Origin of the sequence: Taishania pollutisoli (genome assembly GCF_014518315.1) — a bacterium.
Classification (GTDB): domain Bacteria; phylum Bacteroidota; class Bacteroidia; order Flavobacteriales_D; family Crocinitomicaceae; genus Taishania; species Taishania pollutisoli.
This window is the reverse complement of sequence record NZ_JACVEL010000008.1, coordinates 46,365-69,943: the sequence shown is the minus strand read 5'-3', so window position 1 is coordinate 69,943 and position 23,579 is coordinate 46,365. Positions and strand designations below refer to the sequence as shown.

Here is a 23,579-nt window from a genome sequence, read left to right as displayed (position 1 = left end):
GTTCTTTTGTTTCTTAAAAATAGAAAAAACTACCGACATTGTAATGCATTGCAACAGGATAAATCTTAATAATTGTGAAAGAAGTTCTCAGTGATTGATCATCAACTGTGTGCTTTTCTCGTTGATCCGGATGAGGTAACTACCATTTTTAAGTGCAGTCAGGTCAATGTGTTGTTTTCCTTTTTCCAATTGTCCTGACTGAACCGTTCGACCAACCTGATCACAAATCAGATAGGATGCAGGAGCTGCTGATTCAATTGTCAAAACACCTCCCTGAACAGGATTCGGGTATAGCAATATGTCTGACGGAGAAGAAATTGCAGCCAATGATACGGTATTGAGCGAAGCTACTCCAAAACCTTCCCGGATATAATCGTTTACAGTCATTGCGGTAAAGCGTGAATCCCAGTTATTCTTACTGAGCTGTTTGCGCAACGTAATGAATTCTTCCAATCCGCCGGTCTCTCCGATACTTGTCAAATAGGTAGAAATATCCCGTTCAGGATCCGGGTAGGTGACATCCAACTGTAACGATCCCGTTTCTCCACTGGCTGTTACCCAGGAAGTATAATTTCCGGCAGCAAACCAGTCAGGTGCATTGACAACATTGTGATACCGGTTACCGCGAAAGGTAAGATTGGAAAAAGAACCATTGGTATTGACGCAATATGCCAGCGGATTTTCTAACTGAATGTCATTGGAATCAATGAGCATTACGCCTTGTTTATTGGTACCGAATTGAAGTCCCGCTGCAAAATCAAATCCTGATGTCTGGTTGTTTCCCCAACGGTAAATAATGTTTTGACGGATCGCTACATCTTCAATGTGATCCAGACCAATAGCCGTGTTGTAGGCTCCGGTTTCCGTAAAGTGAGCAACGACATTTTCACTGATTTCAACATTCCGCACCCGATCAATCGTAATTCCGTTTCCGGGATCGTAAGGCTCTATCCGCGCACCGAGGATGACATTGTGTTTTACTTCTCCTGACACACCTTCTGTGGGCCAGTTAATCTGAGAGGGATCAAATGATCCTATAAACAGGTTGCGGGGATTGGACAGTGCCAGGTTGTTTTCAATAATTCCGCCACAACGTGCACCAATTCCTACCGCCGAAGCACGGGAAACAATGTTGTCTTTAAATGTCAGGTTACTGCAACTGGATTGAAAATAGGTGTTGTGGCTGAATCCTGTTGCATCTGCTCCGGAAATCGTTGTACTCCAACCGTTGTGATCAATCAGGTTTTCTTCAAAAAGAATATTGTCAATGTGGTGCATGTAAACACCTCCGCCTCCGCCACCGGTTTGGTATCCGTTGACAATGGTGTTTCTTCGGACTGTAAATCCGGAGTGACTGTAGGAGGAAGAACCGCTGTAATCCTGTACGACAATGTGAATACAGAACAGGTTAAAATAACAATCTTCAACAAGAAATGAGTGAAAGGGCGCATTGAGAATGTTAATGGCACTCGGTTCGTCGCTGCCTGCACGTGTATGTGGTTCTGCGTACAATCCTGAAATAGCAATGTGTGAAGCTGCTCCGGTAAATGAAATCAGATTATCACTTCCTGTCAGTATTCGCGGACGTTCAGTAGAAACGCCATAGCTTCCAATCAGCATTGGTTCAGAAGCATTTTTTCCGTTGATGTTCATCAAGCCGAAATGTTGATTGATGAATACGTCTCCTTTTTTCAATAAAATCCAGTCAGGAAACCCATCTCGAAGCGCTGCTTTTGCTGCGTCGATGGTTCTGTAAGGTTGAACGGTTCCGGATGGAAGAAACGGATCACTTCCAACCTCACTGTCTCCCGGAGCATAAAATTCAGCAGTAGCATCATTTCCATCCACATCACTTACATAAATAATTCGGGTGTCAGGACTTACGGTGAATTGAGTCCATCCATTGATAACGGGAAGTTGTGAAAAAGCAGACAGGTAACTTACTAGCAGTAGTAAAAACGTCACATTGATTTTTTTCATAATAATACCGGGGTGAATTTATTAACACCTTGATTATTTCAAAGTTAGTGTATTTGTTGCGAGGATTTTACGCTTTCGTAAGATTTATTTTCTGTCAGCAGACGCAAGTATTCTCATTTTATCTTCAGTAAGTCGGTACACCGCCCATTCATCCAACGGAAAAGCACCCAAAGATTTGTAAAATTCAATAGAAGGAGTATTCCAGTCGAGGACAATCCATTCCATGCGTCCGCACTCTTTTTCAACAGCAATCCGTGCGAGTTCGATCAGTAGTTGTTTTCCATATCCTTTTCCTCGGTGCTGCGGTTCAATGAAAAGATCTTCCAGGTATAATCCGGGTTTTCCCAGAAACGTAGAAAAATTAAAAAAGTAAAGCGCAAATCCGATGATTGCTTCATTTTCTTCAACCAGCAACACATGTGCATATCCATTTTCAAACACATTTTTCTCAATGAGTTCGGGCGTCATGACTGCTTCATGGGACAGTTTTTCATAATCTGCCAGTTGCCGGATCAACTCTACGATGACTTGGGCATCAGCTTTTGTTGCCGGGCGAATATTACCGTTTTTCATGTTGTTATTGCTTTAACGAGAAAGCCCTCGTTTCCAAGGGCTCTGATTGTATTGTCAATGCGATTCTATTTAATCGATGATTGTGATGCTTTCAATGGAATCTCCCTGACGGATATCATCCACTACATCCACTCCTTCAATCACTTTTCCGAAACACGTATGGTTTCCGTCCAGGTGAGCAGTATTGTCACGGGAATGGCATACAAAAAATTGTGAACCTCCTGTATTTCTTCCTGCGTGTGCCATGGAAAGCACTCCTCTGTCGTGGTATTGGTTTCCACCTTTCAATTCACAATCGATTTTATAACCAGGACCTCCTGTTCCGGGAACTCCGCTTGCCCCGTCGCGGGAATTCGGGCATCCTCCCTGAATTACGAAATTCGGAAGTACGCGGTGCCATTTCAAACCGTCGTAAAAACCGTCTTTTGCCAGTTTCGCAAAGTTTGCTACGGTATTTGGTGCATCTTCGGTGTATAAATCCACCTTCATTTCACCTTTGTTTGTTTTGATGATTGCTTGCATTCTATTGGATTAAAATTATTATTTTACTTTATTTTCGAGCATGGGTACAAAACTGAATACACCATATTGCTGAATGTCGACTTCTCCGTCCGGAAGTTTTTTGATCTTTAACATGACCTGGTCTTTTCCTTCTCCGACAGGAATAACCATGATGCCACCTTCTTTGAGTTGATCAATCAATGCGGCAGGTACTTCAGGAGCGCCACAGGTAACAAGTACTTTATCGAAAGGAGCCAGTAATGGAAGTCCGGCATAACCGTCACCGTATACCAACCGAGGATTGAAATTGAAATGTTCAATGATTTTTTTTGCTTTCAGAAACAATTCACGTTGCCGTTCGATGGAAAATACTTTTGCCCCCAACTTGCATAAAATGCAGGTCTGAAATCCGGATCCTGTCCCGATTTCAAGTACTTTTTCACCTTTTTTCAACTCCAGTAAATGTGTCTGAAATGCAACTGTGTACGGATGTGAAATGGTTTGACCGGCACCAATTTGAAACGCCTGATTACTATACGCTTGTTGTTCGAATACCAAATCGAGGAAAAAATGACGTGGAATGGCGTCAAATGCTTCTAAAATCTGTTCGTTTTCAATTCCCTTCTCCCGCAGCTCATTGATCAGCTGCCTTCTCATACCTTTGTGCTTGAACGTATCCTGCATGCTACAAAGTTAGTAAAAGATTTGCTTTATCAGGGGAAAAGGATGTAGATAGTTACTTCATTTTTTCGACAAAATTTTCCCGGATAGCAGTTTCATAGCGCTCGGATAAATTTTTTAATACACGCCAGTTTTGGATGTAATCATTCTTTGTTAAGGTCACGTTGATGATTTCTATTTTAACCTTTTTATCATTGACAGGAATCAGTTTATATTTTACATTGACAATTGTATCCGTTTTTCTTTCACTATAATATCCCGGAGGGTAATCATAAGGTAATTCTGCAATGATGTGATCCGTTTGATAATAAAAAGTGGTGTCATACCAACATGGATGTTCACTTGTCACCAGCTTTACATCATAGCCCATTGATTTGATTTGTTGAATGGCAGCCTCTTTGCTCTGTTTGATTGTATATTTCTTACCGATGAAGACCGTTCCTGAAGGAATGGGGTCTTTACATAAGTGGCGTACCTGTGATGTGGCACAAATTGCAAATCCGGTTGTTCCTAATAGTCCGAATCGTAGTACGGTGGTCATAAAATGACGATTGGTTTCGTTTCTTTCTTCTGTGTTGATAATCCGATGTGCCATGGGTAGTATCAGCAGTGCGAGGTAATCTGTGTAGTCAATCACCCGGTTTATTGTAAAAAATGCATATGTGTTGAACCAATCAATAATGGGGGTTACTACAGGTGTCTTCCAGAGTAGGAATAAACTAGCAGTAACTAAAGTAATCCATTTTTTTGATGAAGGAAAAACAACTGCAAAAAAGATTGGAAATACAATCAGTCCGGAGAAATCGGATAGTTTTCCAGTAAGAATGTTTCCATAATGAGATTTAAGGTAAAAATCATTTAAAAGTAATGCACACAGGCTGATAATAAAAACAGGGTGGAAGAGGAGTGGAATGTTTCTCATGTAGTTTTTTTTATAACGATCATGCATTTCGTTTGTTACAATGAACAATTTCACTGCAACAAAAAAGCCGCAGTAACATGTGTGTCGCTACGGCAGTTATCTTTCAGAATGGAGGTCGTTATTCTCCTTTAAATACAGGCGCTCTTTTTTCTAAAAATGCGTTTACTCCTTCGTTGAAATCGTATGTTTGTCCGGCAATGGTTTGTAATTCACCCTCTACAGCCAGTTGTTGCGTCAAGTTATTCGTTAGGCTTGCGTTGAGTGCCCGTTTGGTCAATCCCAATCCTTTTGTCGGCATTTGTGCTAATTTTTCTGCTAATGCATATACTTCTGTTTCAAAAATATCATCCTCAACAGCCTTGTAAATCATGTTCAGGGAAACTGCTTCGTCAGCAGAAACTTTGTCTCCGGTCATCATCAAAGCAGCAGCTTTTTGGAAACCAATAATCCGGGGTAAGAAGAAAGTACCTGCCGAATCCGGAATCAAACCTATTTTTGAGAAAGCCTGGATGAATGCAGCACTTTTCTTTGCAATGGTCATATCACATGCCAGCGCAATATTAGCACCTGCACCTGCCGCTACACCGTTTACAGCGCCGATTACCGGCTTTTCGATGTTTCTGATGCGTTCAATAATCGGGTTGTAATGATCTTTTACGATGGAGGGTAAATCCGGTCCGTTGGGATCTGTTACTTCTGCTAAATCCTGACCTGCACAAAACGCTTTTCCTTCACCGATGAGCACAATTGCACGCACCGTCGCATCCTGTTCCGCAGCATCTAATTCCTTGTGCAGAGCAAACGCCATTTGCTGGTTGAATGAATTAAATACTGCCGGACGGTTGAGTTTCAGTGTCCGTACCCCCTTATTATTTGTTACAATGATTTCCATTTTAATTTTTGAGATTAAAGATAGCAAAACTTACTTGCTGTTTAATATTCTTCGAAATAATCCCGATAATAAACTGAAGAAAGTGCACTTATTATTTCTTGAACTCCCCAATATTCTTCCATTTTCCTGGAGTTGAAATCTTTAATAATCGATTCATAACCAGGGCAACCTGTAAATATATTTTCCCAACCCGAAATGTTTTTTGCTAAGATCGGAACACGGGTTACTTTATTATTTATGCAAACGTAATAAGCTGTTGACGAACCATAATAGCTAACAGTGGCGTTACTTGTTGTATATGATAGGATCATTTTTCCATGATCATTCACTTCTATCATATATTTTTTTCTTCCTTTTACTAATGCACCTTTTTTTATGTTTCCGAATAAAAATTGCCTGCCATCAAAACCTGTAAAACCAGATAAAACTTCTTTGTAAGGGTATATTTTCACAACCACTTCACCCTCATAGCAATGATAACGACTCATGATCAGTTTGATTTTATCATAATGGTGAATGGTACCACTTAAATCTTTGATGTAATACGGTCCGGGTGTTTTTTCTCCGGTCTCATCTTGCGCACTTGTAAATCGACAACTAATGATAGCGATTACGAAAAATAAAATGAACCTTGAAAGTGTTGTTGACACATTCATTTGAAACGATTATTTAATTTGGTGTTGATTTACAGATAGCGCGAATTACATTAATCCCAGACACAATTTCATGCGGATTACCCGTTTAGCGGCCTCATCTGCTTTTGCTTTGAATGCAGTATCAGCCTGGTATTTCTTTAAAATCTCGGTATGTGCTTTTTCCGCATCCAGGGGCATCAATAAAATATCACATCCTGCTTCAATCACTGCTGTATTTACATTGGGAACCTGCGTTACTCCTCCCATGTTCATGGCATCGGTTACTACCAGTCCCTTGTAATTCAATTCCTTGCGCAATAAATCCGTCACAATGACCGGGGAAACCGTTGCAGGAAGTCCATTGGTATTGTACTTCGGGTTATTTTTCACAGCCAGATGTCCGATCATAATGGAAGGAACATTTTTCGCAGCTAACTCCTTAAACGTAGCAAGTTCTTTCAATTCTCCATCAATCACTTGTAAAGCCTTATGCGTATCTCCGGATACTAATCCATGTCCCGGGAAGTGTTTTGCCGTTGAAATAATATTTGCTTTACTCGACTCTTCAATAAATGCCCAGGAGAATGGTACAATGTTTTTCGGATCTTTTCCAAATCCACGGTACCCGACTGTTGAATTGGATGCCATATCGGAAACCGGAGCAAAATTGTAGTTGATGCCGATTTCATTCAGGTCTTTGGAAATGGTTTGGGCAACTGTACGAACTTCTTCTTCTGTTGTCAGTTCAGCTGCTTTCTTCACTACCGTTGAACCTGTAATTTTTCTATTCACCAACGACGGTTCTGCATCTGCACTGTATAAGAACGGCAGCACACCCAATTCAGCATTTTTTGCATTGATATCTGCAATCCACTTTGTAAATTGCTCTTTTGTTCCGTTGAGCATGAGTACTCCTCCGATCTTTTTTGCCGCTACCAACTTCATGATCACTTCTTCCGTTTGTCCCAGTCGCCCCATGGCCGGCATGATTAACTGCGCGACTTTTTCTTCATCACTCAGTTTTGAAAACAGTTTATCAACACGCTCATCAATCACTTTTGAATTTGAAAAATAATCTTCAATGGTTAATGTGTCCGCTTTTTCTTGCGGTGCCGGTTGTTTTGTCTCGCTTGATTTTGGCAATTTTTGGACTACCAGATCATCATTCTGTGTACAGGAAACGAATGAGATTCCCGCAAATAAAAAAAAGGTGAAAAATTTATTCATAGTTTGCAAATATATTGTTCCAATAGACATCAAAGTTAAGCATAGAAAATGCTCCTCTGTTCCTGATCCGTTCTGTTTTTTCCACAATTCCGTTGTCAACAATCAAGCCAAATCCGAAAACAGGGGTAGTTGCTTTACCGTTGGTGAGCTTTGTTGCCGTTCCGAACCTCAAATCATAGAAGTTGTACAACGAGTCTTTCCGTTCAATTGTATAATAGCCTTTTGAAATAAACTTTAACAGTTCAGGGTATCCTTCTTCTCCTTTTTTCCATTTTAATTCATCGAGTAACTGATGATTTTTCGGAATGATTTCCAGGTCAGTGGCTTTATATTCACCAAAAACGGATTTGTAAGTCACATAATAATTTTCCCGGTTTTCTCCGATAATGGTCCAATAGAACGTCGTTGCAGGCATTGCGGATACCATTTTACGATCAACGCTGACTCCTGACTGAGCAAAATAAGTATCTGCTTTGTTTTCAATCGTATATTTCGCAATAACTCCCCACAGCAGGTAACCCGAAGAATAAATAATCCCGATCCAGTTAACCCGATTGCGCCATAGAGATGTTCGCTTCATCGAAATAGCAACCACAACACAGATCAAAAACGGAACCGTATACAACAGATCAATCACAAAAACAGAATCCAGGGATAACCGTTCGGGAGATGGCCACAACAATGAAGTGCCGTAATTTGTGAAAACATCCAGCAACGGATGTGTTACAATACCAAAGAAAAACAGCAGTATCCACGTTTTGTATTCGTATTTTCGTTTGTACAGACGAAACAACATCCATGCAAAAACAGGAGAAAACAGAACGGCAAACAAAATCGAATGAGAAAATCCCCGGTGAACCAGTGCCGCTTCTATCGGGTGATAAAAACCATTTAGAAAAACATCCAAATCAGGAATCGTTCCTGCAATGGCACCCCAGAATGCAGCTTTTATCCCCATTTTTTTCCCTCCGACCGCTTCACCGACCGCAGCCCCGAGTACAATTTGTGTCAACGAATCCATACAAAAAATTTCAAACACAAAATTAATCAATAAAACCAGTGAGGACATATTTTCCCGATTAAAACCAGTACAGATCCATACATCAGAAAAAAGATTAAAAATGTGGACGAAGAGGAGGATTCCCGGTAATTTTTTTGTACCTTTAGTTGTAAACCTATCTTTTAATCTATGGAATTAAACCGAAGTATCAAACACTGGGCGGAAGATGACCGTCCGAGGGAGAAAATGCTCCTGAAGGGAAAATCAGCATTGTCAGATGCAGAACTCATTGCCATTTTATTAGGTTCCGGAACTTCCGCCCGTTCAGCATTGGATGTTGCCCAGGAATTGTTGCAAAGAAATGAAAACAACCTCCATCTTTTCGGGAAAATGGACATCAACGAACTAAAAAAAATCAGAGGAATCGGTCCCGCAAAAGCAGTTAAGTTGTGTGCTGCCATTGAGTTGGGAAAACGAAGGCAGTGTGTTGGTCCCAGAAACCGAATGAAAGTAACTTCCTCTCCGTCCGCTTTTGATTTGTTCAGCAACGATTTGCAGGATTTGAAACACGAAGAATTTCACGTGCTTTATCTCAACAGGGGGAACTATGTACTGCAAAAAAAGCAAATTTCAATCGGAGGGATTTCCGGAACTGTCGCCGACGGGAAGATTATTTTTAAAACTGCCCTGGAGTTGAATGCCAGCGGAATTATCCTCGCGCACAATCATCCCAGTGGAAGATTGAGCCCCAGCGAGCAGGACCGAAAACTAACGCAACAACTCAAAGAGTTCGGGAAATTGATTGATATCGATATTCTTGATCATTTAATTATATCCGAATCAGGATATTATAGTTTTGCAGATGAAGGGATGATTTAGAATCAAATTTAATGGCACAAATATTGTAATTCCATTCTCAATTAAAATAAATTATTAGTGCTAATGAAAAGAAAATTACTTAAACCCTATCTGTTTGTTGTTCCTGCTTTGTTAACTTCTATGTTCTCCTTCGGGCAGGAAAAGATTTATTACGCCAATCAAAAGCAAGCAGCAGAAAATTATTCGGTTGAAATTTCGAATATCGTAGGTCTGGCAACTGAGATCAAATTCAAGTTGGAAATTGAAAACACCAGCAGTGAGTTTTTATTATTCGATGCTTCTAAGTGTGTTTTTACCATTAACGGTACAACAGTTACACCAAAAGATAAATTCATCATCGTTGAACCATATAAGAAAAAGAGTAAGACCATTGTTGCTCTTGGAAGTGGTTATAATAACGTTCGTGACTTTAAATTTGAACTAAACGGAGTTCAACGTGTTGTACCAACAGATGAAAAGTTTGCTGCCCCGGGATTTACATTCCCGCCAAGCAAAAATGATTTTTCGACAGGCGATTTCTATGTTGAACTGAAAGGGTACAAAAAAGAAACAGGCGCAACGACTTCCAAATTCAATGTTCAATACAAAGGGAAGAAAATTGGTTTTGTTTCTCCGTCTAAGATATCTGTGTTGATGCCGGACGGAAAGGAATATGCAAACGGTAAGAAAACAGATCCGATTTTGTTATTTCCGGGAGGATCAGATAGCTTTAGTGCCAATTGGGAACGGATGCCGGGAGGTAGCCTGAACGATATGCAAAAAGTAGAAATGAATCTGAATTTTACAGATGTATTCACCGAAGCGGTTGCTGTCGATTTGCCGTCTCAATCGTTTAATTTCTCATGGGATGAAGCATTGACAAAGGAAAAAAATAAATAATGAATTGACCATTAAGCGCTTAAATACCACCACCATATACTGATCAAAAAAAAGCCCTCGTGATATCACGAGGGCTTTGCTTTTCTATACAGTTGACTGTTAAACCAGTTCCATGCTGCGTTCAACAAAAGCATTTAACGCTTCTCCTGTCAGCATTCCCTGAGAAAGCAGTGCCAGATCTGTTAACTGTTTTACCTTTTTCGTTTGTTCCTCTCCGGACGTTGCGAGAATTTCTGAAATTTTCTCGTGATTACTGTTGACAACAATGTTGTAACGTTCCGGGAAAGCACCGAAAAATCCGCCGCCGCCCATGCGCTGTTGTTCCATCATTCTACGTATAAACTCAGGTTGTGTAATGATAACAGGAGATTCGGAAGCACTCATGCTTTCAAACTGAACCGTGAATTTTTCTTTTTCCTTCAATGCTCCTTCAAACACCGGTTTTAACTTTTCTTCGTCTTCTTTTGATAATTTTGAAGGAATTTCTTCGTCTTTTTTGATGAGTTTATCCAACGTATCTGCATCAACACGAGCGAATGTAAGGTTCTCAAACGTTTGTTCCATTTTACTGATCCAGTGAGGTGTCAGCGGACTTTCAAAGCTCAGTACGTCGTATCCTCTTTCGTTTGCCTTTTTCACAAAACCATATTGCAATTCGGGATTGTTGGTGTATAACACAACGATTTTTCCGTCTTTATCTGTTTGGAGTGTTGCAATTTTATCCTTGTATTCCTCTACTGTATAATACTTTCCATCTGTTGATTTTACAAGGCTGAAATTTCTGGCTTTTTCTGCAAATTTTTCTTCAGAAAGGGTTCCATATTGGACAAATACCTGCAGATCGTCCCATTTTGATTCAAAATCCGCGCGGTCATTTTTAAACATTTCCGCCAGCTTATCTGCCACTTTTTTTGTAATGTGTGCAGAAATTTTCTTTACGTTTCCGTCACTTTGCAAATAAGAGCGGGATACGTTTAACGGAATATCCGGAGAGTCGATCACTCCATGCAGTAATGTCAGGAATTCGGGAACAATGTTTTCAACACTGTCAGTGATGAATACCTGGTTGGAGTACAAATTGATTTTGTTGCGTTGTACCTCTACATTTTCTTTGATTTTCGGAAAGTATAGGATCCCGGTCAAATTGAATGGATAATCAACATTCAGGTGGATGTGAAACAACGGATTTTCAAATGTCATCGGGTAGAGTTCACGATAGAAACTGTCGTAATCTTCCTGTTTCAGATCAATCGGCGCTTTCGTCCATGCCGGCGTGGTATTGTTAATTTGATTGTCAACATCTACAGCAACACGTTTTACTTTTCCGTCCTCGTCTTTTTCTCCCTCCGGTGAATCGATGTATTCTGTTTTTGTTCCGAAAAGAACCGGAACCGGTAAGAATTTACAATAACGGGTTAAAATCTCATTGATGCGGTTTTTCTCCAAAAATTCGAGTGAATCTTCAGCGATGTACAACACGATGTCTGTTCCCCGGTCTGTTTTTTCAATATCTGTAATGGTAAATTCAGGCGAACCGTTGCTTTCCCATTGTACTGCCTGCGATCCGTCTTTGAAGCTTTTTGTTCGGATTTGTACTTTTTCAGCGACCATGAATGCGGAATAAAAACCAAGCCCGAAGTGCCCGATAATGTTTTCAGCACCTTCTTTTCCTTTGTATTTCTGAACAAATTCTTCTGCTCCGGAAAAAGCGATCTGGTTGATGTACCTATCAATTTCTTCCGCTGTCATACCAATCCCGTTATCCCGGATTGTTAGCGTTTTTTCTTCGTTGTTCAGAATTACTTCCACTTTCAGGTTCCCCAGCTCTCCCTTAAACTCTCCGTTTTTAGCAAAGAATTTCAGCTTTTGCGATGCATCAACTGCATTGGAAACCAATTCCCGTAAAAAAATCTCATGATCTGAGTATAAAAATTTCTTGATGATCGGAAAGATGTTTTCCGTTTGTACATTTATTTGTCCTGTTCTCATGAATATTACTTTTTTGCATTCCTCTTTTCAATTTTTGTACCACAGGAAAAAAACTGACAAAGTGTCAATAACCGGATTCATTTGTGTCAGGAATTGGTAAACATTGCAGACAGTTATTTGCCGTTAGCACGTGTTAATTAACATTCAGGTGTTAACCACTTTCCTCTGTTGTCAGGAATAAAAGCCATAAAATATTGTTTCTTCGTGTATAGAAAAAGTAGATTATGACGCGTTGGTTGTTGATTGGATTGATTGGATTATTTTGTGGGACAGTAAGTGCACAAACTCCGACTTTTGACCGTTTGGAACTTTATTATTCACAGGGACATTACCTGAAAGTTTACAAACAGTCCGGGAAGTTACTGGATAAACCTGAATATGATTATTCCAGAGTGCCGGCATTTTACCGTGCGTTGAGTACATTTCAACTGACGGAAAATAAACAGTGGGCACGGACGCGCCCTCATGCGCTGGAAGATGCGAAAGCATTGTATCTGAAATTGCTGTCAACCAGTGACGGACAAGAAGTGATTGAGAATCATTTGAGTGATGTAGCGGCATTGAAGCAGGATTTATTGAACCGTATCGGAGACTTAAAACGGGAGGGAAACCAAAAAGAATCCGATCAATTATCGATGATTGTAGCCGAATTATTTGAACAAGTACCGGTGATCAATGACGAAGTACCGATTGAAAAACCGAAGCCTTCGGAAGAAGTGGTCCGTGAGTTTTCGTTCGATTCGAAGAACAGGGATGAAATTGTTGAATTTGCTAAACAACAGTTGGGGAAACCGTATGTTTATACAGGAAGTACACCTGCTGGATTTGACTGTTCCGGGTTTACGAGTTATGTGTTCAGTGCATATAAAGTTAACCTTCCGCGACGCTCCGGAGATCAGTACACCAATTCTAAAAAACTGAAAGAAAATAAAGTTCAGAAAGGAGACCTGGTATTTTTTGATAACGGAAGCGGGGTGAACCACGTAGGAATGATTATTTCCGAACAAGGAGAGGCTCCGGTGATGATTCATGCAAGTACTTCCAAAGGAATTGTCATTACCGAAATTCATAATTCCGAATACTGGAATAAACGCCTGAAAGGGTACGGAACGTTTTTGGAGTAAGATCGTCGTCTAACAAATAGAACCGATTTCTTTACCACAGATTTGAAGAGTTGTTGGTTTGTGAACGGAAATTAAAATCCAAAACTTCCACAACAAACTCGAACATTATGCTCGTGGAAAAAAAAACTTAGTTCTAATCCTTCAGTAAATCTGCTACCGATTTCGGACGGAGTGCAAAATTGGTAGAAAAATGCTGAATGAATTGTTCTTCCTTGTTGATTTTATCCATTGGATAAAAGACACCATCCGGTTGTTCGTAGTATGTTACACCAATGACTTCTCCGCTGTCCAGGTATATTTTGATTTCGGAAGCATAAAAACGATTCATTCCCATTCGTTTGATGACTACGGGTTGTTTCAGAGCAAGTGAATCGGTAAGTGTATCATTGATCGTTAGTGTATCTGTCGGTTGCAGCTCCACCTGCATTGAATCGGTTTCATTGAACACAGGAAGCGAATCGATCGGAGAAGGGGAGGTGAAGTCCAAATCAGGGATCGTTGTTTTTGTGGAATCGATCGGTTGAATACTGTCCGGCAGACGGGGATTTTTATCTTCGTCTTCGGGGAAGTAGATGGTTTGTGCATTTCCGATCACCTTTGCACTCGTTAGTTCATTTTTAACAAAATAGGCAAACATTTCCGTTCCCCCGATTTGGTTGTAATACTTGCCGGAGTCGATTTCCATTACTCCGGTTGCTTTTCCCCAGATTCGTGCTTCATGAATGGTTGAATCGTTCATGTACACCCGCATTGAATCTCCTTTCAGTTCCCCTTTTTGAGCCCATAGAATAGGTTTTTTATAGAGTTCCATATACCCGTCAGCTTTTGCATACGAAAGGCTGTCTCCGATGCCCTGTATTTTTGAGCTGAATATTTTGACGCCATGATACCCGAGTGTCAACACGCGGTTATCAAGTGAATCATTTTTGTTGTAGAGCGTATCTGCGTGAATGTGCAAGGTATCTTCTTTTTGGTACTTGATGATCATCGCGTCGTCGGTCAGCAGGGAATATTTCAACGAATCATCCATAATGGCGTAGTGTCCGTAAAATGCAATACTGTCTTTGGTATCGTGAATAAATACATCACAAAACCCTTCGGCAATTTTTGATTTGGGGGCGTACAGCAACGAGTCGCCTTTTATAATGCGTGATTCCTGTTCAATGACCGCATTTTTAATCAGGCTACCGTCTTCTGTTTCCATGTTGTACCATCCCCGTTCTCCTTCCATAAATGCATCTTCCGTTACAATACAGGTCGGGCCGTAAAAATAACAGGTGCTTTTCTGGTATTTGTATTGTAGCGAATCGGTTGTCATACGCAGTTCGTCAGAAGTATACACGACATTGGTACGGAAGAAAAAGTTTTTGGAGTTGGGGTAAAAGTAGCCGATCTTGCTGGTAAGCACTTCCGGTTTCAGCATGTTTTCTATTTTCCCTCCGTTCCGGTAAATTCCCTGCTCATTTCTCGTGTTGTATGTCATGGAATCAGTCGTCAACCGGTATTGAGAATCAGTCGCTCTTACATTTCCCCAGAGTGTTGCCAATCCGTTGGAAGAATAATAACAGAGTGAATCGCAAAATAAGTTGACATTATCTGTTTTACGAATGTGAACATTTCCGTAAGCGCGAATGGTTCTGTTTTTCTCAAAATAATAGGCTGAATCACAATACATGGTATTTCCCTGGTATACAAAATTGGCACCATCCAGCAGTTTGTGGACACCTGATTTTTCATCGTATATCAATGCGCTGGAACCGGGGAGTAATTCCCCGAACTGAGCATAAATGGCAGTACACAAAAAAAATGCGCTCATTACAAGCGCAAATTTTCTGAATATGTTAACAATCGAAATCAATTCTTTGTATTCAATGTTTGCGTTCTGTCCGGACCTACCGAAACAACTGTTACGGGCACTTCCAAATTTCGTTCCAAATAAGTAACGTAATCTTTCAATGCTTGCGGAGCGTCGGCAAAATTAGTCAATTTTGTCAAGTCTGTATTCCACCCTTTGATTTCTTCATATACAGGCGTTACTTCCGCATCGTTGATGTCGAACGGGAAATAATCCATTTTTTCGCCGTTGATGATGTAGTGTGTGCAGGCTTTGATTGTTTCAAACTTATCCAGGACATCTGCTTTCATCATTGAAAGTTCCGTTACTCCGTTGATCATGATCGCATAGCGCAATGCCGGGAGATCAATCCATCCCGTTCTTCTCGGGCGTCCTGTTGTTGCACCAAATTCATGCCCTTCCTGGCGGATGAATTCACCTACCTCGTCATCCAGTTCCGTAGGGAAAGGTCCTGATCCCACACGTGTACAGTATGCTTTGAAAATACCGATCACATTACCGATTTTCGTAGGAGCAACTCCCAGCCCGGTACACGTACCTGCTGTCACCGTATTGGATGATGTCACAAACGGATACGTTCCGAAATCAACATCTAATAACGTTCCCTGTGCGCCTTCAGCGAGAATTTTCTTGCCGGACTTTAATGCCGTATTCATATATTGTTCGCTGTCAATAGCTGTCAGTCCGCGCAATATTTCGATTCCTTCAAACCATGGTTTTTCGAGTTCTGATAAGTCATACTCAAATCCTTCAAAGTGCTTCAGCATTCCTTCGTGTTTTTCAACCAATGCGTCGTATTTTTCTTTAAAGTTAGGGGAGAAAATGTCTCCGACACGAAGACCGTTCCTTCCGGTTTTATCCATGTATGTAGGACCGATTCCTTTCAATGTGGAGCCGATTTTATTTTTTCCTTTTGAGTGCTCGGAAGCAGCATCCAGTAACTTGTGTGTTGGCAAAATAAGATGCGCTTTTTTGGAGACCAGCAGTGTCTTTTTGTAGTCAATGTTGAACGGAGCCAGTTTTTCCAGTTCTTTCTGAAAAACGACCGGATCGATCACCACACCGTTACCGATGATGTTGATCACATCGTTTCTGAAAATTCCGGAAGGAATGGTATGCAATACGTGCTTGATTCCTTCAAACTCAAGTGTGTGACCTGCGTTTGGCCCCCCCTGGAAACGCGCAATAATGTCATACTGAGGTGTTAATACGTCAACGATCTTTCCTTTTCCTTCGTCGCCCCATTGTAATCCTAAAAGTACATCTACTTTCATTTCTTTGTGTTATGTATTGTTAATGCTTCTTCTACTGTTTCTGTCATCGTGAAGACCTCGTTCATTTTGGAGACCTGTACAATTGTTAATACGCTTCCCTGTGCGCCACTCAGGATCAAATCACCATTTTTAACGCGTGCCTTGGTGAGTGCTTTGATGAAAAAATTAATTCCGGTTGAATTGATATAATCCAGTTTTTCAATATTGATAACCAGTTTTCCTTTTACTTCTCCCAGTTGACTGTCAATATCGGAAAGTAACTGCTTCAGAACAGATTCCTCCAATACCTTTCCTTCGAGGGAAACAATAAGAACTGTATCTTTTACAGATAATTCCGCGCTAAAACTCATGACAGGATTAATCTTCTTTTTTCTTGACAGCGTAAAAATACAGGGAATGGTGCTGAATCTCTACACCAAACACTTCTTCAATCGTGGATTTGATTGTTTGAATCCGGGGATCGCAGAATTCAATGACTTCGCCTGTATCTGTGAGAACGACATGATCGTGTTGTTTGTTGCCATGTGATTTCTCAAATTGAGCAATGTTTTTTCCGAATTGATGTTTTCGGACTAAATTACAGGCAAGAAGTAATTCGATTGTATTGTAGAGTGTTGCCCTGGAAACCCGGTAATTCTGGTTTTTCATTTTGATGTACAATGTTTCTACGTCAAAGTGGCCGGGGTAACTATAGATTTCCGCGAGGATCGCAAACCGCTCAGGTGTTTTCCTGTGTCCGTTTTGTTCGAGGTATGCTGAAAATATATTTTTTACAACTTCTTGTATGTCCTGATTGCTCATAACGCTTGGTAAAGCGCAAAGTTAGTTAATATACTTTAATTGAGGTCCAAAAAAGCAACAAGTTTTACACGTCTTGTTCACAATTTTTTGATCGTAGAGTAAACCATACGTAATGCAAAAGAGATGCGGAATCAGTTTGATTCCAACAGGCAGCGCACAGCGATTTTTGCGGAATTGAGTGCCAGGGGAATACCGCCTCCCGGATGCACGGTAACACCTACGAAATAGAGCTGTTTAATTTGCTTCGAAAAATTCGGATGCCGGTAAAACGCAGCGAATTTACTGTTGGAAGAGTTCCCGTAAATGGAGCCTTGCTTTCCACTGTACCATTCTTCAATCAATACCGGGTTCATGACATCTTCAACCTCAATGTACGGACGGATGTCTTCGCCCAAAAAACGGCTGACTTTATCAATCATTACTGTGCGTAACCGTTGCGTATATTCCTGCCAGTCCTGTCCGACATTAACGGGAGCATTGATCATCAAAAACCAGTTCTCACCATCAACAGGTGCATCACCGGGAACTTCCTTGGAAGTAATATTGAGGTAGATGGTCGGATCACTGTAGATTTCTTTTTTATGAAAAATGTGGTGATACTCTTCTTTATAATCAGCAGAGAAAAAGATATTGTGTACTCCCAGCTGGTTGAATTTTTTTCGGATCCCCAGGTAAAAAACAACTGCGGAACTTGATTTTTCCTGCGCTAAAATTTTTTCAGGATGTTGCTCTCCCGGTAAAAGTTTCGTGTAGGTGTAAGCAATATCCATGTTCGAGAATACCACATCAGCATCAAAAACGGTTGAGCCGTACCGTACACCGACCGCTTTTTTATTGTGTACGACAATCTCGTCAATCTTTGTGTTAAAAACAAACCGGACACCTTGCTCTTCAGCGAGTTCCTTTATTTTATCTGCAATCTGAACCATTCCGTTGGCGGGTAAATATGCCCCGTCATTTAATTCCAGGTGGGAAATCATATTCAGCATTGCAGGTGTTTCAAACGGACTACTTCCGTTGTAGGACGCAAAACGGTTAAACAATTGTACGGTTTTCGGGTTTTTAAACGCCTTCCGGTTCTCTTCGTCCATTGTTGAATTGAGCTTGTAGGAAGGAATGTTCCACAACGCTTTCAACAGGTTTTTATTCAACAGATGTCCCCACTTATGCAAGGAAGATTCAATGAAGAGGGGGGCGATAAGGCGGTAGTTCCTACCTGCTTTCCGAAGGTATTTTTCAATCGCTTTGGGGTCTTCTCCCAACTCGTTGACCAGTACATTTAACAGTTCTTCCCGCTTATTCGGAAGTGTAAATTGCTGACCGTCGGGAAAGAAATAGGTGAATGTTTCGGGAAGTTTCCGGTATTTGAATTCACTGAAATCTTTTCCGCACAAATCGTACAATTCTTTAACGTATTCAGGACATGTAAAAACAGAAGGGCCCATGTCAAAACGATACGGACCCAATGTTCTTGAATTTATTTTCCCGCCCGCAAAGCCATTGGCTTCAAATACGGTGACTTCATAACCGGCTTTTGCCAGGCGGACAGCTGCACCAAGCCCGCCGATACCGGCACCAATGACAGCTGCTTTTTTCATGTTTATTTTTTATAGAAAGGAGCTTTTACAACTTTTGCTTTCAGTTCCTTGTCACGGATTTTGATGAAAATTTCAGAATCCAATGCTGCCAATTCTGTTGGAACATATCCCAGTCCGATACCCAGTTTTAAACTCGGAGACATCGTTCCCGAAGTAACCTTTCCGATCACCTTTCCGTTTCCGTCCGTGATTTCATAATCGTGACGCGGAATTCCTCTGTCAACTAATTCAAAAGCAACCAATTTTCTGCTGACACCTTCTTCTTTTTGTTTTTGAAGTTGATCTGAATTGACAAAATCTTTTGTGAACTTTGTTACCCATCCCAATCCTGCTTCCAGCGGAGAAGTGGTGTCATCAATGTCATTTCCATACAGGCAGAATCCCATTTCCAGACGCAGTGTATCGCGTGCTGCCAACCCGATCGGTTTGATTCCGAAAGGTGCACCTGCTTCAAATACCTTGTTCCAGATTTGCTCGACTTCACTGTTTTTACAATACACTTCAAAACCACCGCTTCCGGTGTACCCCGTCGCCGAAATGATTACATAGTCAACACCTGCAAACGGACCCACCTCGAAACTATAGTACGGGATTTCATCCAATTTTACACTTGTCAACGATTGCATTGCTTCTGCTGCTTTCGGACCCTGGATTGCCAACAGAGAATAATCATCTGATAAGTTACGCATTTCCGCACCAATTGCTTCGTTGTATTTGCTGATCCAGTTCCAATCTTTCTCAATATTGGAAGCATTGACCACCAACAAATATTTTTCAGCGCTGAATCGGTAAATAATCAAGTCGTCAACAATTCCACCGGTTTCATTTGGCATACATGCATATTGAGCTTTTCCGTCTGTCAGTTTAGACGCGTCATTGGAAACAACTTTCTGGATCAACTCCAATGCCTTGTCACCTGTTATTAAAAACTCTCCCATGTGAGAAACATCAAATACACCTACACCGTTGCGAACTGTTTCGTGTTCGCTGTTGACTCCTTCATATTGAACGGGCATGTTGAATCCTGCAAAAGAAACCATTTTAGCTCCTAATGCGATGTGTTTATCGTTTAGAGTTACGTACTTCATGATTTAAATTTTGTGCGAATATAACAATTATGTCATGATGTTGAAAATGTCCTGTTTTTTTGATCTTCCGTTGGTAGCTCTGAGCGTGTTTGCGAAAATTAAATTCCATGTAAATAAGATACAACTTTCAGGAGTTGAATTACGTCTTATGTCAAAACTAATCAGATGATTAAAGATCGTTTTATTAGATGTGCACTAGTGCTGCTGTTGGTTCCGGTGAACTTGCAAGCACAACATTTCGTAAAGGCGGATTCACTTCAAAAAGGAGCTTACGGAGCTGCTGCCTGGGGAGATTACGATGGTGACGGACGCAAAGATATCGCTTACATTGCACAGGCAATACATGATACGGATGTTTTTGTTCTGTATAAAAATACACCGGGCGGATTCACTGTTGCTACTTCTTTTCCGATGTTGCACACGCCTGCCCTTGCCTGGGGTGATTTAAACAATGACGGATTCCAGGATTTAATCGCATCCGGGCTGAATTTGGGAAGCGGAGAACCGGAATTGAATATTTATGTGAGTAACGGAGACGGAACATTTGGTGTAATTGATACGTTTCCGGGACTTTCTACAGGGAGCATTGCACTGGCCGATTTTGACGGCAACGGTTTTTTGGATATCGTCGCTTCGGGGTACAATACTGTTTTTACGGAAGCTGTTATCCTGTTCAAAAATGAAGGAAATCTGAATTTCTCAATTGTAGCTCAATCGTTTGAAGCATTGCCTTCCGGGGAAATGAAATGGTGTGATTTTAACAACGACGGACTTCCGGATTTGAGTTTGACGGGAGATGGGAATTTTTCGAGAACTTATTTATATAAGAATGCGGGAAACGGACAATTTGTTTTGACGGGCAATCATTTCTTCGGTGGTCGGGGGACAATTGATTGGGTTGATTTTAATGCGGATGGATGGGACGATTTGTTTGTTTCCGGAGTTGATAGCACAAGTGCATCCAATTATACAACGATTTATTACAACAACGGAGATGAAACATTTACAGAGGTACAAACTAATTTCCCTGTGTTCGGAGAGCCTTCTGCAGCAGATGTGGCAGACTTTGATAATGACGGTGTCGCGGATGTCTTTATCGCGGGTTCGAATGAGTTTTTTCTCGAACAGTTCTCAAGTCTGGCGATTACGAATGCAGATAGTTCGTTTACCCTGTCACAACCCATTCATGCGGACATTATGAATTGTCTGGTAGAAGCGGCCGATTTTGATAATGACGGCGATATGGATTTGTTGGTTAGCAATATTATCTGGCGAAATGAAGGAAACCAGTTGTCACTGAATAATGCAGAGCAACCGGTTTTGCACATATATCCGAATCCCGCAGGAACGTACATGGTGGTAACACTTCCCGCAGGAGAGGCTGTTCTTTCAATGTATGATGTAAACGGGCGTCAGGTGCTCCGTTCTGAAATGAAAGAAGGGAGTAATACACTTGATACATCACGACTTTTACCGGGAAATTATCAGGTAGCTATTATCCATGAACAATTTATTCGTGTTGAGCACGTAACCATTCTCGCAAAGTGATGGAAATCTTGCTTCAGGGGACGATCAGAAGGTGATGGACACCGGACGTTTTTCTTCATCCACCGCAACAAATGTAAATTCTCCGCTTACCGCTTTTTCGCGTTGTTCCTGGTACATTTGTTCTACGTAAATGTCAACTTTTACCTTCAGACTGGTATTTCCCAGATAACTCACCTTGCCCACTAATTCAATAATGGTACCTGCAGGAATTGGCTGTTTAAAGTCAATCCGGTCGCTGCTGACAGTTACCATCCGTTGACGGGAAAAACGGGTAGCCGAAATAAATGCGACTTCATCCATTAGTTGCATGGCGGTTCCACCGAACAGCGTGTCGTAATGATTGGTTGTGTTGGGAAAAACAGCTTTAAAGATACGTGTTTCCGATTGTTTGATTTTTTCTTCTGTTGTCATAATGTACAATATTGTATATTTCAGTTAAAAGATAACAGGCAGAAATGAAGTATCGGGCACAAACGGGTAATAAAGATGTTTGTGAATAAAAATACATCACTCTGACGTTAACTTCAAATCGCGAAAGCAGTATGTCAAATTACGGAAGAGGCAGGTATCCTGACTTGTAACGGTGCTTCATTGCTCGTTCGATCTTTTTTAGCCTACGAAATTTAATGAATCCTGTGTTACTTACAGTTGCGCGACAGTTCGTGAATTTCACACGATTCCCTTTTCCTACACGATGCTTGTGTAACCTGTTCCGGTTGATGAACTACAAAAAGAACGCGGTACAAATGTAATAAAGTTCTGGAGATTCTTCGGCATGTTTTCAATCATGGCAGATCGTGTGATATGAAATAATCAGAAGGGGAGAAGGATGGAAGCGATATTATTCCTTACTTTGCACCATACATTTATTAATTATGTTGATCGATAAAGACACGATAACCAATTATATTCCACAGCGTTTTCCTTTTGTGATGGTGGATAAACTGATCGCAGCCGATGAAACCTATTTTGAATCCGAATTTGAAATCGCAGCTGATCATCTTTTCCTGGAGGGAGGGATTCTGTCAGAATCTGCGTTAATTGAAAACATTGCACAGACCTGTGCCGCAGGATTTGGGTATGTGAACAGCCAGAAGGGAGAAACTGCCGGAAAATTAGGATTTATCGGATCAGTGAGTCGTTTAGAAGTAAAAAAAGCGGCAAATGTACACGATACGATTACAACCAAAGTAAATGTCATCAGTACATTTGATACCATTCACCTGATTGAAGGAACTGCTTTCAGAGGAAAGGAAGAACTGGTGACCTGCCAGATGAAGATTGTCGTAGGGTAAGAGAATACCTTATTTCCCGGAATAAATTGTTGTAAGTAATTGTTTGAAATATGCTGGTGCTTTTTCCAGCCGGGAACCGTACCAGCTAAAGTATTCACCATCCGCCAGGAGAAGAGTGGACGTAGGATATTTCTCTCTGAAAAATGCCAGGTGGCTTTCATTGAATGGATAGGGCTCTGTACTCAACAGGATCACGTCCGGAGAAACTGATTGCGAAAAATCCCATTCCGGATAACGAGGTTTCGTTTGCAAATTGATACCCCCGCACTCCTCAATCATTGCATGGATAAAGGTGTTTGTTCCAACGGTGAAATAAGGATCTTTCCACATAAAATACAAACACGTCCACTTTCGGGTAATTGTTGGTCTGAAATGTTCAAAATTGATCCGGATTACATCGGCAATATGCTCGCTTTCGGATGTTCTGTTTGTTAGTTTTCCGATTTCAATGATCATTTCCAGCGCCTGTTCCAATGTGTCGATGTCACTCATCCACACCGGAGCAATTTCCCGCAACAGTTCAATGTCTGCTTGTGTATTTTCTTCTTTATTCCCGATGATCAGGTCCGGCTGTAATTCCCGTACCTTTTCGATGTGTACGTTTTTTGTTCCTCCCACCCGTTGTTTACTCTGAAACCATTGATCCGGATGAATGCAGAATTTAGTGATTCCGACAACCTGTTCTTCCAGTTGAAGGTCGTACAATAATTCGGTTTGGGAAGGTACTAAAGAAACAATCCGGACAGGAAAATGTTCCAGCCGGATTGTCGTATTCAGTTGATCTGTTGATTCAATCATGGTAATTGCCGAACCGCAAAAGCGGAGTCAAACGATCTGG

The 23,579-nt window shown here is 41.0% G+C and carries 23 protein-coding genes and 1 riboswitch; of the genes, 5 read left to right on the top strand and 18 right to left on the bottom strand.

Features of this window, described 5'->3' with window-relative positions:
- Positions 1-87 precede the first annotated feature (87 nt).
- The 9 genes from H9Y05_RS11850 to H9Y05_RS11810 form a co-directional block, all read right to left on the bottom strand.
- The gene (locus tag H9Y05_RS11850; protein WP_216714409.1) at positions 88-1,980 is read right to left on the bottom strand and encodes a T9SS type A sorting domain-containing protein; all 1,893 of its coding nucleotides are present in this window, start codon (positions 1,978-1,980) and stop codon (positions 88-90) included.
- Positions 1,981-2,064: 84 nt separating this feature from the next.
- Positions 2,065-2,553, bottom strand: coding sequence for a GNAT family N-acetyltransferase (locus H9Y05_RS11845; protein ID WP_163491954.1), 489 nt, complete (start codon positions 2,551-2,553; stop codon positions 2,065-2,067).
- Between the two features lie 69 nt (positions 2,554-2,622).
- Complete coding sequence (locus H9Y05_RS11840) at positions 2,623-3,075, bottom strand: peptidylprolyl isomerase (protein WP_163491952.1); 453 nt, start codon at positions 3,073-3,075, stop codon at positions 2,623-2,625.
- 18 nt (positions 3,076-3,093) lie between these two features.
- On the bottom strand, positions 3,094-3,738 hold the full coding sequence (locus tag H9Y05_RS11835; protein WP_163491950.1) for a protein-L-isoaspartate(D-aspartate) O-methyltransferase: 645 nt from the start codon (positions 3,736-3,738) through the stop codon (positions 3,094-3,096).
- Positions 3,739-3,790: 52 nt separating this feature from the next.
- The gene (locus H9Y05_RS11830; protein ID WP_216714408.1) at positions 3,791-4,657 is read right to left on the bottom strand and encodes a hypothetical protein; all 867 of its coding nucleotides are present in this window, start codon (positions 4,655-4,657) and stop codon (positions 3,791-3,793) included.
- 118 nt (positions 4,658-4,775) lie between these two features.
- Positions 4,776-5,549 carry an enoyl-CoA hydratase-related protein gene (locus H9Y05_RS11825; protein WP_216714407.1) on the bottom strand — a complete coding sequence of 258 codons (774 nt, stop codon included), beginning with the start codon at positions 5,547-5,549 and terminating at the stop codon, positions 4,776-4,778.
- Positions 5,550-5,590: 41 nt separating this feature from the next.
- Complete coding sequence (locus H9Y05_RS11820; RefSeq protein ID WP_216714406.1) at positions 5,591-6,205, bottom strand: hypothetical protein; 615 nt, start codon at positions 6,203-6,205, stop codon at positions 5,591-5,593.
- Between the two features lie 45 nt (positions 6,206-6,250).
- On the bottom strand, positions 6,251-7,411 hold the full coding sequence (locus tag H9Y05_RS11815; RefSeq protein ID WP_216714405.1) for a glycoside hydrolase family 3 N-terminal domain-containing protein: 1,161 nt from the start codon (positions 7,409-7,411) through the stop codon (positions 6,251-6,253).
- Entirely contained in the window at positions 7,404-8,432 is a 1,029-nt protein-coding gene (locus tag H9Y05_RS11810; RefSeq protein WP_216714404.1) for a metal-dependent hydrolase, read from the bottom strand. Before H9Y05_RS11810 ends, H9Y05_RS11815 begins: the two co-directional genes overlap by 8 nt.
- Positions 8,433-8,600: 168 nt before the next feature.
- Here H9Y05_RS11810 and radC point away from each other — a divergent pair, with 168 nt between their 5' ends.
- Both radC and H9Y05_RS11800 read left to right on the top strand, forming a co-directional pair.
- Positions 8,601-9,290, top strand: coding sequence for a RadC family protein (gene radC, locus H9Y05_RS11805; protein ID WP_163491941.1), 690 nt, complete (start codon positions 8,601-8,603; stop codon positions 9,288-9,290).
- A gap of 63 nt (positions 9,291-9,353) precedes the next feature.
- Positions 9,354-10,169: a hypothetical protein gene (locus H9Y05_RS11800; RefSeq protein ID WP_216714403.1), complete on the top strand. Its 816-nt coding sequence runs from the start codon at positions 9,354-9,356 to the stop codon at positions 10,167-10,169.
- Between the two features lie 99 nt (positions 10,170-10,268).
- On the opposite strand, the gene htpG is transcribed toward H9Y05_RS11800, so the two are convergent.
- Entirely contained in the window at positions 10,269-12,158 is a 1,890-nt protein-coding gene (gene htpG, locus H9Y05_RS11795; protein ID WP_216714402.1) for a molecular chaperone HtpG, read from the bottom strand.
- Positions 12,159-12,382: 224 nt separating this feature from the next.
- Between htpG and H9Y05_RS11790 the strand changes: the two genes are divergently transcribed.
- On the top strand, positions 12,383-13,282 hold the full coding sequence (locus H9Y05_RS11790) for a C40 family peptidase (protein ID WP_216714401.1): 900 nt from the start codon (positions 12,383-12,385) through the stop codon (positions 13,280-13,282).
- A gap of 133 nt (positions 13,283-13,415) precedes the next feature.
- Here H9Y05_RS11790 and H9Y05_RS11785 read toward each other — a convergent pair whose 3' ends face one another.
- The 6 genes from H9Y05_RS11785 to gcvT form a co-directional block, all read right to left on the bottom strand.
- Complete coding sequence (locus tag H9Y05_RS11785; protein WP_216714400.1) at positions 13,416-15,098, bottom strand: OstA-like protein; 1,683 nt, start codon at positions 15,096-15,098, stop codon at positions 13,416-13,418.
- A 38-nt stretch (positions 15,099-15,136) separates the two neighbouring features.
- Positions 15,137-16,411, bottom strand: a complete 1,275-nt coding sequence (locus H9Y05_RS11780; RefSeq protein WP_216714399.1) for an adenylosuccinate synthase — start codon at positions 16,409-16,411, stop codon at positions 15,137-15,139.
- A complete protein-coding gene (locus H9Y05_RS11775) occupies positions 16,408-16,761 on the bottom strand; it encodes an STAS domain-containing protein (RefSeq protein ID WP_163491932.1) in 354 nt (117 codons plus the stop codon). The genes H9Y05_RS11780 and H9Y05_RS11775 overlap by 4 nt, the downstream gene beginning before the upstream one ends.
- 7 nt (positions 16,762-16,768) lie before the next feature.
- Entirely contained in the window at positions 16,769-17,212 is a 444-nt protein-coding gene (locus H9Y05_RS11770) for a Fur family transcriptional regulator (protein WP_163491930.1), read from the bottom strand.
- Positions 17,213-17,343: 131 nt separating this feature from the next.
- Positions 17,344-18,810, bottom strand: coding sequence for a 1-hydroxycarotenoid 3,4-desaturase CrtD (gene crtD / locus H9Y05_RS11765; protein ID WP_163491929.1), 1,467 nt, complete (start codon positions 18,808-18,810; stop codon positions 17,344-17,346).
- Positions 18,811-18,812: 2 nt separating this feature from the next.
- Positions 18,813-19,898, bottom strand: a complete 1,086-nt coding sequence (gcvT, locus tag H9Y05_RS11760; RefSeq protein WP_216714398.1) for a glycine cleavage system aminomethyltransferase GcvT — start codon at positions 19,896-19,898, stop codon at positions 18,813-18,815.
- 165 nt (positions 19,899-20,063) lie between these two features.
- On the opposite strand from gcvT, the gene H9Y05_RS11755 reads away from it, so the two are divergent.
- On the top strand, positions 20,064-21,446 hold the full coding sequence (locus tag H9Y05_RS11755) for an FG-GAP-like repeat-containing protein (protein ID WP_216714397.1): 1,383 nt from the start codon (positions 20,064-20,066) through the stop codon (positions 21,444-21,446).
- A gap of 24 nt (positions 21,447-21,470) precedes the next feature.
- On the opposite strand, the gene H9Y05_RS11750 is transcribed toward H9Y05_RS11755, so the two are convergent.
- Positions 21,471-21,857 carry an acyl-CoA thioesterase gene (locus H9Y05_RS11750; RefSeq protein WP_163491926.1) on the bottom strand — a complete coding sequence of 129 codons (387 nt, stop codon included), beginning with the start codon at positions 21,855-21,857 and terminating at the stop codon, positions 21,471-21,473.
- A gap of 132 nt (positions 21,858-21,989) precedes the next feature.
- A riboswitch (cobalamin riboswitch) is annotated at positions 21,990-22,172 on the bottom strand.
- Positions 22,173-22,321: 149 nt separating this feature from the next.
- Here H9Y05_RS11750 and H9Y05_RS11745 point away from each other — a divergent pair.
- Positions 22,322-22,741 carry a hypothetical protein gene (locus tag H9Y05_RS11745; RefSeq protein WP_216714396.1) on the top strand — a complete coding sequence of 140 codons (420 nt, stop codon included), beginning with the start codon at positions 22,322-22,324 and terminating at the stop codon, positions 22,739-22,741.
- 9 nt (positions 22,742-22,750) lie between these two features.
- Here the strand turns inward: H9Y05_RS11745 and H9Y05_RS11740 are convergent, their stop codons facing one another.
- Positions 22,751-23,539: an ABC transporter substrate-binding protein gene (locus H9Y05_RS11740; protein WP_163491924.1), complete on the bottom strand. Its 789-nt coding sequence runs from the start codon at positions 23,537-23,539 to the stop codon at positions 22,751-22,753.
- Positions 23,540-23,579 lie beyond the last annotated feature (40 nt).